Below are 15,214 nucleotides of genomic sequence, written 5' to 3' on the forward strand. Positions count from 1 at the left end.
ACGAAAAGGACGATAAGGAGAAAAAGGCCGACAGAGGGAAAGGGAGAAATCCGAAAACGCCTCCTCTTTTGCCCAAGACCAAGTGACCGAGGCAGCACTAGATCCATGAAGCATCTCTGAAGCAATGGTAAAAACAAGAAGGGTGTATCACAGAAAAATTGTATAGTCAGCGGGACAGCAGAATTGCCCCTTCAATTTGTTCCCCAACAGTTAAACCTTAGAGATGTTGATGAAATGGGGGGGAAGCCTGGGAAATGGGAAGAAAATCATCATGTTGGGATCAAGGTGCCAGATTATATTCGTGACAGGATTCCTTGTAAAGGCAACACCTTACGCAGGCCCTATTCCCAGAGACATTCGGGGATGAGAACGGGCATAAACCTTGACAACATTTTTCACCTTCTCCTAGTATCAAAATCAATTTAGATCATCTAGATATTCTCAAACAACGAATTAGTGGATTTCACTCTGAGGCTCATTCCTAACCTCCGACAATCTTGGGCGCTGGCTGTGGAAGCCGTGACCATTTTGCGTTCACATTATCTCCGAAGAGATCCCTTCTATGTTTGAAAGGGGACCCTTACACATGAAGAAAGTCAGAGAAACACGATTCACCATTCTTGCCATATCTTGGCTAAACCTATTCGTTCGTCGTTAGAACTGAAACTGATGGCTGAAGACTACCCGGAGACTCCCACACCTTCCATTGAACAGATCCCAGAGGAATTACCACTCCTGCCTGTACGGGATATTGTCGTCTTTCCCTATATGGTGCTTCCCCTTTTTGTTGGGCGGGACATATCCATTAAGGCCATTGAAGCCGCTCTCTCTTCCAACCGCTTAATTTTCTTAACCACCCAAAAAAATCAAGACGTGGAAGTTCCAGAGACACAAGACCTTTATCAAATGGGAACAGTCGGGGTCATCATGCGCATGCTGAAACTTCCGGATGCCCGTATTAAAATACTCATACAGGGGCTCACCAAAGCCCGCATTCAAGAATTCACCCAAACCCATCCGTTTTTCTCTGCCCGGATCGCAACCTGCACCGAATTGTCCACAACACTTCCTTCCTTAGAAAAAGAAGCAACCGTTCGTTCCACCCGAGAGGCATTAGGTCAAATCATCGGTTTAGGAAAAGTATTGATGCCGGATGTGCTCACGGTCATTGAAAACCTTGCCGATCCTGGGCGGCTGGCAGACATTATCTCCTCCAATCTTGGGCTTAACGTTGAGACCACTCAGGGAGTCCTCGAAATTGAAGACCCCCTTCTCCGCCTGAGGCGAGTCAATGAAATCCTGGGAAACGAGCAAGACGTGTTGTCCATGCAACAGAAAATCCAAGCTGAAGCCAAGGGCGAAATGGATAAGACGCAACGAGAATACTTCCTTCGCGAACAACTCAAAGCGATTCAAAAAGAGTTGGGAGAACTCGATGACCGAACCGAAGAAGTGGCTGAATTTCGTCGAAAAATTCAAGAAGCCACCATGCCGGACAAGGTCCTGAAAGAGGCAGAGAAGCAACTGAAACGTCTGGAAAAAATGCACCAGGATACGGCGGAGGCCGGGACGATCAGGACATACCTGGAATGGATGGTTGAATTACCTTGGAATCATCATTCTGAGGATACCCTCGACATCCCACAGGCAAGCCAGGTCCTGCACGAGGATCACTACGACCTGGAACGGGTCAAGGAACGAATCCTGGAATATCTCGCCGTTCGCAAACTTAAAGCCAAAATGAAAGGGCCCATCTTGTGTTTTGTGGGCCCTCCTGGAGTCGGCAAAACTTCCTTAGGTAAATCGATTGCTCGTGCCATGGGTCGGGAATTCGTTCGCATGAGTTTAGGTGGAACACGAGACGAAGCCGAAATTCGAGGGCATCGCCGAACCTATGTCGGAGCATTACCAGGGAGGATTGTCCAGGGGCTCAAACAGGCCGGAACCAACAACCCGGTGTTCATGTTAGATGAAGTCGATAAGATCGGGACAGATTTCCGCGGGGATCCGTCGGCGGCCCTGCTCGAGGTCCTAGATCCGGAACAGAACCATGCGTTTATGGACCACTATCTTGGGTTACCCGTTGACCTGAGTAAGGTGATGTTTATTACGACCGCGAATTTGACAGACCCCATTCTCTCCGCACTACGCGACCGAATGGAGATCATTGAAATTCCAGGGTATTCAGAGGAAGAAAAACTTGGCATTGCGCAACGCTATTTGATCCCCCGACAGTTAGAAGAACACGGGATTACGGAGGAGCATTTACTCCTCAGCGATCCGTGCCTGGCACGCATCATCTCGCAATATACCAAGGAGGCCGGAGTTCGCAATCTAGAGCGCGAACTCGCGAATGTGATGCGAAAAGTGGCCAAACGCATTGCCGAAGGAAAGATAAAACAGCATCAGGTTACACCTCGAAACCTCCACCACTATCTAGGCGTGCCCAAATATGTGCCGGATCAGGAGCAGGAGAAAGATGAAGTCGGCGTCTCAACAGGACTCGCATGGACAGAAACCGGTGGAGATGTGTTGTACATTGAGGCCTCGGCCATCAAGGGGAAAGGACTGCTAACCTTAACAGGGCATCTCGGGGAAGTCATGAAAGAATCAGCCCATGCCGCACTCACCTATATCCGCTCACAAGCCAAGTTATTGGGAATCGATCCTGATATCTTTGCCAAACAAGACATCCACGTTCACGTACCGGCCGGCGCGATCCCCAAAGACGGGCCTTCCGCAGGCATAACCATCGCCACGGCACTTGCGTCCTGCCTCAGCAATCAACCTGTCAAACGAGACTTGGCAATGACAGGAGAAGTCACGCTTCGCGGCAGAATACTGGCCATTGGTGGGTTAAAAGAAAAAGTGTTGGCTGCCAAACGGGCCCATATCAAAACCATTGTTATGCCTAAAAAAAATCAAAAAGACCTGAATGATATTCCCAAGCATTTATTGCGAGGACTTCAGTTTATTTATGTAGAGAATATGTCGGAAGTTCTCAAAGTCGCCCTTCGCATGAAAAATCGACACACCTCGAACTCGGCAATAACTCATGGGAATAGTTCTTCCGGCCGTCGAAAAAAAGTCCCGTCGCCGGCCATTCGTCGCCCTTTACGACAAACCGTCACCAAGACTCGCTGATTTTTGATCATGTCCCCTTCCCGCCGCCAGGCGCCCGTGTCAGAAATAGGGGAATTCCAACTCATCCGCGCCCTGACTCGTGGATTTTCCCAACCGGGTCCCAGGACGCTCATTGGCATGGGAGACGATGCCGCACTTCTGGCTCACCCCTCATCTGCCCATCTTGTCATATCCACGGACCTCCTCGTTGAAGACATTCATTTCTCAAAAAAGACCGCTTCATTTTATGACATAGGCTATAAAGCTGCCGTGGCCAATCTCAGCGACATTGCCGCAATGGGAGCCACTCCCACCTATATTCTGGTGGCCGTGGCCCTTCCCTCTTCTGTGAGGTATGGAGACTGGAAAGACCTGTATCGTGGGCTTTCCGCTCCTTGCAAGTCCCATGGGGTTCAACTCGTGGGTGGGGATACTTCAGCATCACATTCTTCTCTGTTTCTGGCAATCACCATACTGGGACAGGTTGAACCCGGTCATGCCTTAACGCGAGGTGGGGCTCGTGAAGGAGACATCATCTATGTTAGTGGATCCTTAGGTAACTCGGCTGCAGGATTGGCATGTCTGCCCCATCAAACTTCACGCGAAAAGATTTCCACCTTGCGGCAACCCATGAAGTTTTTAGTTCGGCGCCATCTCCACCCTACCCCTCGTATTGCACTGGGAAGGGTGTTGTCTTCTCGCCGTTTGGCTTCGGCCGCGTTGGATCTATCTGATGGCCTCTCGGGGGATCTCGAACATTTATGCCAACAGAGCCGGGTAGGTGCTCTCATTCTGGAGGCCAGCCTACCCATATCCCCTCATCTTCTCGCGTATGCTTCACAAGTGAGAGCAGATCCCCTACCCTGGGTTCTACATGGAGGGGAAGAATACGAATTATTGTTCACCGTATCTCCAAAAAAACAACACAGCCTTGAATTGGCGATCAAACAACTACGGATTCCTGCAACCGCCATTGGCGTCATTACCTCTCGTCGTTCGGGAATTCAAATCACTCATCAAAACGGCAGGACTCAAAAACTTGTACCGAAAAGTTATGTGCACTTTTCGGACTAGGAGATTGTCAGGGAGTTGTCCATGGTAACGCTTGAATCAGTCCGACAACAACTGACTCAGGTCCTACACCTTCGGGAAACTCCTCACCGCACGGCATTGGCATTTTCTCTTGGTGTGTTTATCGCATTCGCGCCACATTATTTCTTCCACACGGCCAGCGTGGTGTTCTGCGCCTGGGCCTTCCGGCTGAACTTCTTGGCTCTCTTTCTGGGGTCATTCATCAACAATCCCTGGACACTTGTTCCAATCTTAGCCTCCAGTCTCTATACCGGAATGCTGTTGGTAGGCACATCCTCATCTACCACATCTACCACGATTGAGTGGGATCAAATGAACGTGGACAATATGTTTGACATGCTTTCCCCCTACCTCATACCTTTTCTCGTTGGGGCCTGTGCCCTGTCAATTGTCGGATCGTTGATGGCCTATCCCATCATGCGATGGATCATTACCCGCTACCGGAGACTCAAGAATTCCTAGCAGAATAAAAAACGTGACGCACCAGCAAATCGAAAACAGAAACAGTTCTCTCCCGATGCTGTTTGTGATAATCCGTCACTCTCCAACATTGAGGGGATTGAGAACAGGGAAAGACTCTTAGCCCATGCCCACATCAGAACCACTCTCATCCCCGTTTGATGGCGTCTCGCTTCTTGCCGACCCCATACACGGGTATATTTCCATCACCGTTCCCTATTCATTACCACAGTTTACGGAACAAACCGAAAAAGACCTGATTGATTCTCCCTGGGTTCAACGTCTTCGGTATATTCTCCAACTTCAGAGTGCACATTGGGTCTACCCAGGCGCCGAGCACACCCGCTTCCAGCATTCCCTAGGGACCATGCACCTGGCAGGTCGATTTATGGCTCGGCTCTATCCGTCGCTATGCCAAACCGTCTCCGAGATACCATCGTGTCATTTCTTAGAAGAATTTATTCGCATCACGGCCTTGCTCCATGATATCGGACATGGACCGTTTTGCCATTTTTTTGACCATCATTTCCTTCATCAATTTAATCTGACGCATGAAGTGCTCGGCCAACACATTATTCGTGACCATTTGGCTCCAATCATCAAAAAGATCCGCCGGAGTCCTTCAGGACCGTTTGCTCCAGGAGAGCACCTGGACCCGGATCATATCGCCTTCCTCATTCTTAAGGATCCTCACAAATCGACAAAAGGTCTGCCTCCATGGGTTATCGCCTTACAACCACTTCTTGGCGGAATTTATACACCGGATAATTGTGATTACGTCCTCAGGGATTCCTATATGTGCGGTGTAGCTATTGGCCCGGTGGACATAGAACGACTCGTTCATTACACCTTTTTTACATCACAGGGTCTCACGATCCACCAATCAGGACTTCCTGCGTTGCAAATGTTTTTACACGCCAGACTCTATCTCTATTCCAATGTCTACTACCATCGCACCACACGAGCAATCGACATTCATCTTCAGGAAATTTTTCAACCCACCATGGAGATCCTGTGCAAAAAAAACCCTCTCCAATCCCTACCCCAATACCTGCACTTAACCGATTGGCATGTCATCGAAACGGTTCGTTCCTGGAAGCACGCGCGCTCCATGCACAAACGCCAACTGGGATTGGAGTGGAGTCAAATTATCGGAAGACATGTGAAGTGGAAAACCGCATTCAGCACGCTACTCCCCATTATTCAGCCCGCATCATCATCCTTTCAACCTCAGGTATTTCTGAACCGGATGCGTCGACTGTTACCTACTAAATATCGTCGCCACGATATTCGAGTAGACTTTGCTCATAAAGACCCTCGCCCCATTAATTTGCTCAACATGGGGAACTTTCAAATATTTGTCTGGAACCCCGCAAAAGGCACGGTGGAAAAAGATAGCCTTCAGAAATATCTCCAATATCTTCCAGCTCGGATGATCACCCTGCGAGTATTCAGCCAGAATCATTCCATCGATGAGTTACTTGCCAACGCCGCCGAGAAAACCCTCCGACGGCACTGGCCAAACTTAATCCAACCATCCTAAGTGATTAAACAGGAACAGTCCCTCCCCCCATGGATCTCGGGAATGAGAAAATCGAGTGCCAGGTTAGTGAGGTCGACTGCCCAGATGGAGGGAGTGAATGTCTTTCACCAGCGTGAGTTGCAAACGAAAGGTTTTGACCGAACCTGGAAGATGAGGGACAATCTGACCGGAGACCTGACATTCCAGACAGGACCACAATAATTTCTTTTGAAGATCTTGTAAGCTTTGCAGAAAAAACGGATCCTCAGGCCATTGCTGAAATTGGATGTCACGGATTTTCCCTTCGTGTGTATGGACGATACCCACCGCCGTCCGTTTATTGCCTGGCAGATACCCACGCACTGGAAGTCTTTCAGTTATCGATGGGGTCCAATTCGATTTGATCAGATTCCCCAAATCCTGAAGAAAAACATTTCCCTGATCAACTTTTCGAGAAATCTCACTTCCCTCTTCTTTGGACTCTCCGATGGGCTCCAGCATAACAAGGACTTGCTCATCTGGCACAGGAACCACCACGCTATCAAATGTCACATGTTGCGCTTCCCGCTTGACCCACTCAACTGGAAATTGCACGAAACCCGTGATAAACGGATTCGGCCACATCGGTACGGATACCCCTTGAGTACCTTGCATTGAAAATTTACGTTCCGTCCGCCATCCCCAATCGGAAAAAATGGCCACCACATCTCCCTGTTCATTAAGAGCACGAATAAATACACGCCGCGGCTTCTGAAATTGTTCAACAAATAATAACTGAGCTCCAGAACCCTCATCTATGGTCGTCCGGAATCCATCAGAATCCACATATCCCGCAGAATCAGTTTCTGTCTTCTGCGCCTGTTCAAAAATATGGGCAAGCCGTTGAGGAGAGAAAAACAGTGAGATAGGAATAGCCATGACTGGCACAGAGCTCATGGAATTATTCGGGAATTGCCAAACCTGGTGGAGGGGGTGCCCAATTTCAGATACCCACCCCTCATGCCAAATCGTTTCCGCTAACCAATACGCCTCCCTTCTCTGATGAGTAAGCTTTTCCAATGACAGGAGGGCATCGATTTGATCCACCGAATGAGAATGCACTGATCCCGAGAAAGGCACGTATTGCCTTTCCTGAGAACCCTCAAGAGGCCGACTGGAGGACGGCTGCGAGTTTTCTGCCGACTGATCTGACATTGATCGAGTATCTACATTAAGAGAAGGGTCAAACACACCAATGACGCGAGTCACAATGTCTTGTTCCAAACCCGGGATATCCGACCCTAACCCTTTGGCGTTGACTGCCCCCACGACCACCCCCGTCTCCACGTTGACAATCTGCAGATCTACGGCAAGGGTCTCCTCTTGTGCATAAATTCTCCCTTGAATGAGATACCGCACTCCTTTTAACCGCCCAAGACCGACAGCATTCTCTCCTGCTGAAAACCCACGCTGTTGGAGCCATTGTTCCCATAAGACCGAACCCAACGCCTCTCGTGATACCACCTCAAGTTGCGGCCATTGGGCCAAATCACTCACCAGCATTTCCTGTAGTCCACGACGTAACCAATTAAATTGGGGGTGCGGGTTCATATTCTCAAAAGGCAGGATAGCAATACTATACGGTCCTTCAAGAACACGAGGGTGCGGAGAGGAAATAGACGATGAAGATACCGGATGGGGAGAAAGAACAACGTCAGGTGGCATCTGACATCCTGCCACGATCACAAGACAGGACAACAGACACCAGAAGATTCCCGAAGCCCTAATCAAGAACGGAATCGTCAGGTTGCTTAAGGCGAAGCCGTTGCATGGTGGCTTGAGACCGAAGTGTGTGTCTAATAATCGCTTCGCGATCATCGGAAGAAATTTTAGTGAACTCCACCGCAATCTCAAACCCCTGTCGCTTGCCTTTTCGTATAGCATCAACTCTAACAATTTTCCCAACAGCCTGAATCGGAATAAATGGCCGCAAAATGAGGCGTAAAACAAGAAAAGATTCAAGGGAATATGAGTCTTCAGAAAAAAATTTCATTCCGGAACCGCATAGGCTCACTTTCGTAAATTCTGGAATAGCCCCCTTGAGATTTTTGTCTTTCCCCAAAGTTCGAAGAATGGATGTCAACATCCAGTCAATACGCGTGACCATCTGTAGAAGCAAAGGATCACGGATGGTAAGATCCTTTTCATCCACCATGGCCTTGACTAAATCCGGGGAAACCGCCAACTCATCCCATTGCCACTGGCTGAATTCTGCCGCATCAAGATCAATCGATTCATAAGAGAAGGCAAGAGGAATCTCAACCCACAGACAGACCGGCACATCTACACGGCAATCTTGACGTCGATCCTCAGAAGCCACGATATCCATAAGACACCTTTATAAGAATAGCCCTGCCATCACACATAATCCAGGGATTAGCAACACTGAAGAATCCGAGAACCATGATTTCATACTAGGAATTCCTCGGGGCATGAAGGCTGCGAATTTCCACAAGAATATCCCTGGCTTGTTCGGCAGCCCCATGAATTTTCTCCAATTGTCGCTTCAGCTGATCATCTTCGCACCGACGTAACGCTAACTCGGAGAATACCACAATAGGTAGCAATTTATTGGAGAGCGAATGTAATAATTTCCCATTTTGTACAGAATTATCGGGCAATACAGCCAAAGAAGCGTTTGCAGAGGATGCCGATTTTTGAGTCATCATGTCGTTCCTTCAAATGGAAGAATAAACAACCAGCCGTGTCATACTCTAAAAAGAGAAATCACATCTTTGAGGGATGCAATCTCGCAATTGTCATACATGGACAGCTTATCTTTCTTTTCGGTTGTTTTCCGAGACAAATGTAGGATAGAAGTTAACATGGGAAAAGTTTCCTCAAAGTATGAGGAGTACCTTGACTCTGTTCGTCAAAATGGTAACGGGAAAAATTTGTCATGTCAGGCAGAGATATTGGAATTGGGTCCTAGGCGAAAATCCTATGGTACAATCCACGGAAAACCTTCTAACATCTCCCTCTATGTTCATATGGTCAGAAGGTGTCGGACCCGGGTCGTCGAACTTTCTCCCCACTGCCGTTTTAGAATCTCTAACTTGCGGCGATGATCCTGAATATCATTCAGATGTTGTTTAATCGCCGCTTGGACCTCTTTAACCCTGGTAACGAGCCATTGGTCAGATTCCATTAGGACTTGAATGGTATCTAAAGAAATGGATGATTGTAGTCCTTGGGACAGGCGCTGTTCATAGAGAACGATGACTTGATCCCATTGACCATGTCGTGCTGCCTCAATAGCATCTTGGGTGAGCTGTTCAACAAGGCAGTTAACTTCAGACATATTACACCGGTGCTTAGATCCCGACCGCCTGAGACTTCGTACCTTGAACGGCCAAATCCACCCAGGCCTCTCGGATAAGAGACAGACATCGGATAGGGCTCTCTAAGCGACGGGGTTCATTTTTCAGATTGGCTTGAGTCAACTCAAATTGAATGTATTCATACATACGGCGTAAGTCTCGTGCGATCCCCCCACCTTCCTCCATATTGAGGGAGGCCGATAATTCCCCGATCACTCGAAGCGCACGATCGAGAAATCGAGCCTTATCCTGATAATTCAACGTGGACATCCCCTCCTGCGCTAATTTCATAGAAGAAATAGCCCCATCATATAACAACACAATCACTTGAACCGAAGAAGCAGTTTGGATTTGCGTGTTTGCATAGGACTGAGCACCAACCATCATACGATCATCCTCTCTTTAGCCATTAATCGATGGAAAAGCATTTTGCAACTGATTCAATTGCCCTTGCAATCTAGCCAATAATCCATCTAAATTGGCAAATTTCAAACGTTGTTGTTCTTCAAAACGAGCCAAAGCTTCTTCTTTAAAAGATATTTGATTGGTAAAATCATTTACTTGTTTGGTCAACGCCTTTTGCCGAATGGTCAGAGAGCCTGTAGCGATGTCATCTAACCCGTCAATGGCATTGACCACGCCTTCCGCGATTCCATTTGTCCCTGTGGTGACGTTCTTAACAAACAAGTCCCGCACCGCCGAAAAATTGGTGCTTAACGCCGTATCGAGCGTTGCTTCATTCAATTTAATCGTCCCGTCTGTTGCTTGGGTCTCGAATCCAATTCGGGAAACTCCCGTATAGGTCGTCAGACCACTGATTTGGGAAAAGACCGACTCCCTGACTCTATCAAGAACATTCCGAGCCAAACTCTCTCCAACGAAAATTCCTCGTTCTTTTGTTTCTGTATTATAAAAAGTTCGTTCATTCACAAAGGAAACAATCTCATTATACCCCGCAACGAATTCCGAAATAGCTTCCTTAACCGCTGCGTTATCCTGGGTCACTGAGATAGTGACGGGATTAGTGGCATCAATGGCTTGGAGATTAAGAGTCAGGCCGTCAATCACATCCGACAGGGTATTGGTTGATCGGTTGATGGTAATCGCCGTGGTACCAGCTCCGACATCCGTCGTTCCCAAGACCACCTCAGAATCTTGAGCAGCCTGAAACGTATCCACTCCTGTCGTGACGGTATTCAATGTTGTGTCATCACCAACAATCGTGATGGTATGATCCACCCCTGTCTCATTCGCAGATAAGACAAGGCGAAATTGGGGAGATCCCTCGGTGCCCGTATTTAAAATTGAACCACTCACTCCTACCCCCAGATCATTAATCGCTGCACGCAAGTCTTCCAATGTACTGTCCGCATTTAAATTTACCGTTTGAGTCGAACCACTTCCCACCTGAAATTGAAAGATCCCCGATGCTCCATTGACAATATCAGTATCAATTGACGAAACCGCCGTGGAGGCCTTAGATATAATTTGATGGGCGGAGGCAAGTTGATTCACGGTCACCTGATAGGTGCCTGGGGCCGCCGCCGAAGACACACTCGCAGACAAGGGAGTCTGCGCACTGGCAGAAGCGACATTGACTTGGTTTTTATTAAAACTCACCCGAGTACGAAGGCTGCTGGCCAAACCTTGCAAACTCAACAGTTTCCCTCCCAGCAAGCCCAATTCGGTTTGTTTTTTTTGTGCATCGAGTTTACGTGTGGTCAGCCCATCAATCGGTAGCCGTTTCGCTTGGACTAGAGCATCAACTATTGGCCCAAAATCGACGCCATTACCGAGTCCACCAAAACTAATAGCCATGTGCTATGCCTTTATTTTTTACAATTCCGTAAAGAAGCACTAAATCGACATCCGCACAACCCAAGTTCTCGTGTGGCTGGACTTATGACCGGTGAATAGAACCAATCGATTGAACTGTGGTTCAGATGTCCTCTTCCACAAACAGTCCGATCTGCCCTGTAATAAATCGTTCAAGTTCTATCATATTCTCTGAAGGTATTTGTCGGATAAGATCCCCCGACTCTTGATCCACAACCCGAAAAACTACCTGATTAATATCCTTTTCCAGAGATATTTCAATCCGGGGATCGACATGTTTCAATGTTTCTTGGAGGCGAGTCACGGTCGCTTGTACCTGCTCAGCCGTCAATGGTGTGATGACCGTGTGACCCTCAGTAGAGTCGGTGGGAAAAACTGGTGCCATTTTTTCGGATGGGCGCTGAGCATCCCCCGCTAAGGGCTTTTGTCCATCCCGCACGCGAATCTCATTTCCAACTGAAACAGTTATGAAAGAGGCGCTATCAGAAAGTGTTGAAATCATAGTGGGTTTCCCCCTCTTTCCTCAAAGGAGAAACCGGGACTTAGGCCCGGTTTCTCCTTGTGACTGATTACTGCAGTAAGGCCAGGGCCTGCTGCGGTATCGTATTGGCTTGAGCCAAAATTGAGGTGCCCGCCTGAACCAAAATTTGATTCCGGACGAACTTTGCTGTTTCGAAGGCGATGTCAGCATCACGAATCCGTGATTCAGCAGCGGTGATATTCTCACCGGCCACCTGCAGATTTCCCACTGCAGCATCGATCCGGTTTTGCAAGGACCCGATATTCGCTCGAGCAGTCGCGACTGCACTAATAGCACTATCAATATTGGAAAGAGCGCTTAAGGCATTACCAGAAGTCGAAACATTGACCGAGGTCAGACCTATAGCTTCAGTTGTCAAATCATTGAGAGCGATAGACAGCGTATCATTTGCTGAACTTCGGAAACCGATTTGGATGCTCAGGGAGTTATTGTCGGCTCCACTCAACAATTTTACTCCGTTAAACTCGGTCACTGAAGAAATTCGATCGATTTCCGAACGGAGGGCGACAAATTCCTGATCCAGGAAGGACCGCTCATTTGAGCCAAGAATTCCACTGGCTGACTGCTCGGCAAGTTCCCGAAGCCGGCCCAACAAATTACCGACACCTTCGGCACCACCGTCTGCAATCGCCAGCAAACTAATGCCGTCATTGGAATTTCTCACCGCTTGATTAATACTACGAATTTGCGCCCGTAAAGTTTCCGAAATTCCTAATCCTGCCGCATCGTCCGCCGCTCGGGTAATCCGCAAACCCGAAGATAGACGGGCGACCGATCCTTCCAATTGAGCACTGTTCACGCCCAAATTTCGTTGGGCGTTGATTGACGCGATGTTGTTGTTAACAATAAGTGCCATACATTCCTCCTTGATGGCTGGGCCTCAAAGGATCCGTCCTTTGGGGGTGAAAGTAAATCAGGTGAGCCGATAGGCCTCCTTAGGGTTTCTGAAATGAACCAATTTTCAACTTCAATCGTATATATCGACCATCATGAAAAAAACTTAAGAGACGGTTTTTCGTCACCCATAAATTATTTTCAATGAACCCCTGTCTACCTACCTGACCAGCCGTTTTGAGTCGGAAAGACATCTGCGTTTACCGAGTGGGCGCAATGGTTGGAGCCAGACGAGGGAGCACTTCATATTCCAACATGTCTGCGATTCGAACGACATCTTCAATTTCTCGAGCCTTCATGAGTTCATTGACCCAACAGGCCAAATCTTTAAGAACTTCGGGCTTCTTGAGGCCCACAGACTCATGAACCTGCAGCCACTCAAGGTAATCCGCTATTTGTCCAAACCATTGGTCTAACTGCCGAAAATTTCCATGCCCTTGACGAAATTTATTGACAAAACTCTGGCCTTGAAGGCGGACCTGTTGTCCGAATTTGTCTCCAGTTTTTTGAGAATATTCCACAATGTTTTCCAATCGTTTACTCACTGCTGCGATGGAACCAAAAGAGCTGGCCATTTTGGCCAGGGTGGGGGACACCAACTCCCGATCAGTCATTTTTCGATCGCCAACCAACAATTCTGTCACCAAACACCCTTTAGCCTGTGCCCGATCACTCAAATCAGCTAGAACCTGGCCTAACTGAACACTATCACTCACCTCCCAAATGTCTTCATCCAATTTCACACGCATATCGAATCCTCCTTGGATCATGAGTAAATCTCTCGGCCAACCGTGTCACATGTTCACCCGCGCGGGTTCGGAACGTATGATACGCCCGAGCATTCTCCTCGGCCATGCCAGCGAGGGTCGCAGCCTCCAAACTAAATGTCTCTCGAAAAAACGCCATCGCTAAAGGCCCAAAGGCTAATGAGGATCTGGCAATCTGCTGCATGGCGAGTGTGTCGACTGACAATTGACGTTGTCCCTCCTTTAACAGTTCAACGGGAATAGGCCTTTGCCGACACAGGGCCAAGACCGTATCAGCCTGCCTACATAACTGATTAAGCTGGGGAGCCATTCGATGCCATAGATCCTCACAATCATGCCAATCAGGTGGAGATGCTTTGGGAAAAGGAACTTGGCTCGAGTCACCCGTAAAAGATTCATACCAATATTGGCGCCAATACTCGGCATACCAGGCGACTCTCGAGTCTTCAGTCCCCGCTCGTAATATAAATGTTCCTAACTGATCATCATTGACACCGCCTTCATACACTCGAATTTTGGAGGAAAATGTTGGAAAGGAACGAACACCCAAGAGATGTAAGCAGAGCTCAGCCACCTCCTGAGGAAAAATATGGTCTTTACAGGCATGATGCGGACAGATCTTATCGAATCCACAGGGCCCACAAAGAATATCCGGCTGAATCACCCAGTTTCCTGGCCCAAACGGTCCTGTTTCCCAAAAATCTACATGGCCCACCGACACATTGAGGACTGGAGTATTCACGCCCACCGCCATATGCATGGGTCCCGTGTCATTGGTGACCATCAACTGACAATGTTCAAGCAACCCGATCAGTTGTGGAACGGTGGTTTGGCCAACCGCTTCGCAGAGGATTCCCTGGCCTCCCGCCTGACGGTAACAGCGGATCGCCTCCTGAACATCTGGTTCTTCTTTCTTCGTGCCAATCAGGACAAACCCCACTTGCCGTTGTTGACTGAGGTGTGCCATCGCTTGACCAAAATATTCCGGACGCCAAGCCTTCATTGGATCACTCGCACCGACTTGGATGCCAATCCAGGCATGGGGGTTGCCTGCTTGCCGTAAATAGTTCCGCGCCCATTCCTGTATCTGAGGCGGGACTTGCAAGCGAATGGGGTGAAAGGTTCCAGCCCCACTTCCACCGAGCGAAAACAGATCAACAATATTGAATCGATTCAATTGCCGATACACGTGAAAATCCACGAAATATTTCATCCAGGGGTCTTTCACGATAAAACTTCCATCCTGGGCCGTGGTCATCCCACGCTCATCAGAACATCCGAAATATTTCACGAGAAATGCGCTACGGCGATTAAACGTGAGGTTCACTACACGATCGTACCCAACCTGGAGCAATGGTTGAATCCAACGAGCAAGATCCTGATACAGAGCCACCATATCCCGCGCTCGGACCCGGCTCTCATCCATCAACAGCTGAAAATCAAACACGAACACCTGTCGTATCCCGGGAATAAGACTCGCGACATGGGAAAATTCTTTATCGACAATCAGATCAATGGCCACACCAGGCCATTCTTCCTCCAACCGCGACAGCAGGGGAACCATCTGAATCAAATCTCCCATCCGGGTAATATTGATGATGAGGACTTGTTTATTCATAAA

Annotated in this window: 14 protein-coding genes; 4 read left to right on the forward strand and 10 right to left on the reverse strand. The window is 48.3% G+C overall.

Features of this window, described 5'->3' with window-relative positions:
• Positions 1 to 669: 669 nt before the first annotated feature.
• The 4 genes from lon to AAH187_RS02520 all read left to right on the forward strand — a co-directional run bounded on the left by lon (position 670) and on the right by AAH187_RS02520 (position 6,217).
• A complete protein-coding gene (gene lon, locus AAH187_RS02505; RefSeq protein WP_342346851.1) occupies positions 670 to 3,144 on the forward strand; it encodes an endopeptidase La in 2,475 nt (824 codons plus the stop codon).
• A 9-nt stretch (positions 3,145 to 3,153) separates the two neighbouring features.
• Positions 3,154 to 4,197, forward strand: coding sequence for a thiamine-phosphate kinase (thiL, locus tag AAH187_RS02510; protein ID WP_342346852.1), 1,044 nt, complete (start codon positions 3,154 to 3,156; stop codon positions 4,195 to 4,197).
• A 21-nt stretch (positions 4,198 to 4,218) separates the two neighbouring features.
• A complete protein-coding gene (locus tag AAH187_RS02515; RefSeq protein ID WP_342346853.1) occupies positions 4,219 to 4,677 on the forward strand; it encodes a DUF2062 domain-containing protein in 459 nt (152 codons plus the stop codon).
• Between the two features lie 124 nt (positions 4,678 to 4,801).
• Positions 4,802 to 6,217, forward strand: a complete 1,416-nt coding sequence (locus AAH187_RS02520) for an HD domain-containing protein (protein ID WP_342346854.1) — start codon at positions 4,802 to 4,804, stop codon at positions 6,215 to 6,217.
• A 63-nt stretch (positions 6,218 to 6,280) separates the two neighbouring features.
• On the opposite strand, the gene AAH187_RS02525 is transcribed toward AAH187_RS02520, so the two are convergent.
• The 10 genes from AAH187_RS02525 to AAH187_RS02570 form a co-directional block, all read right to left on the reverse strand.
• Positions 6,281 to 7,900 (reverse strand): CsgG/HfaB family protein, encoded by a 1,620-nt coding sequence (locus tag AAH187_RS02525; RefSeq protein ID WP_342346855.1) that lies wholly within the window; start codon positions 7,898 to 7,900, stop codon positions 6,281 to 6,283.
• Positions 7,901 to 7,958: 58 nt separating this feature from the next.
• A complete protein-coding gene (locus tag AAH187_RS02530; protein WP_342346856.1) occupies positions 7,959 to 8,564 on the reverse strand; it encodes a PilZ domain-containing protein in 606 nt (201 codons plus the stop codon).
• Between the two features lie 85 nt (positions 8,565 to 8,649).
• Positions 8,650 to 8,904, reverse strand: a complete 255-nt coding sequence (locus AAH187_RS02535; RefSeq protein ID WP_342346857.1) for a hypothetical protein — start codon at positions 8,902 to 8,904, stop codon at positions 8,650 to 8,652.
• 317 nt (positions 8,905 to 9,221) lie between these two features.
• On the reverse strand, positions 9,222 to 9,536 hold the full coding sequence (locus AAH187_RS02540) for a hypothetical protein (RefSeq protein ID WP_342346858.1): 315 nt from the start codon (positions 9,534 to 9,536) through the stop codon (positions 9,222 to 9,224).
• 13 nt (positions 9,537 to 9,549) lie between these two features.
• A complete protein-coding gene (gene fliS, locus AAH187_RS02545) occupies positions 9,550 to 9,942 on the reverse strand; it encodes a flagellar export chaperone FliS (protein ID WP_342346859.1) in 393 nt (130 codons plus the stop codon).
• A 15-nt stretch (positions 9,943 to 9,957) separates the two neighbouring features.
• Entirely contained in the window at positions 9,958 to 11,373 is a 1,416-nt protein-coding gene (gene fliD / locus AAH187_RS02550; protein WP_342346860.1) for a flagellar filament capping protein FliD, read from the reverse strand.
• Positions 11,374 to 11,494: 121 nt separating this feature from the next.
• Entirely contained in the window at positions 11,495 to 11,893 is a 399-nt protein-coding gene (locus AAH187_RS02555; RefSeq protein WP_342346861.1) for a flagellar protein FlaG, read from the reverse strand.
• A 67-nt stretch (positions 11,894 to 11,960) separates the two neighbouring features.
• On the reverse strand, positions 11,961 to 12,788 hold the full coding sequence (locus AAH187_RS02560) for a flagellin (protein ID WP_342346862.1): 828 nt from the start codon (positions 12,786 to 12,788) through the stop codon (positions 11,961 to 11,963).
• Positions 12,789 to 13,026: 238 nt separating this feature from the next.
• Positions 13,027 to 13,575, reverse strand: coding sequence for a hypothetical protein (locus AAH187_RS02565; protein ID WP_342346863.1), 549 nt, complete (start codon positions 13,573 to 13,575; stop codon positions 13,027 to 13,029).
• On the reverse strand, positions 13,556 to 15,211 hold the full coding sequence (locus tag AAH187_RS02570; RefSeq protein WP_342346864.1) for a glycosyltransferase family 9 protein: 1,656 nt from the start codon (positions 15,209 to 15,211) through the stop codon (positions 13,556 to 13,558). The genes AAH187_RS02565 and AAH187_RS02570 overlap by 20 nt, the downstream gene beginning before the upstream one ends.
• Between the last annotated feature and the right edge of the window lie 3 nt (positions 15,212 to 15,214).

Origin of the sequence: uncultured Nitrospira sp. (genome assembly GCA_902500695.1) — a bacterium.
Lineage (GTDB): Bacteria > Nitrospirota > Nitrospiria > Nitrospirales > UBA8639 > Nitrospira_E.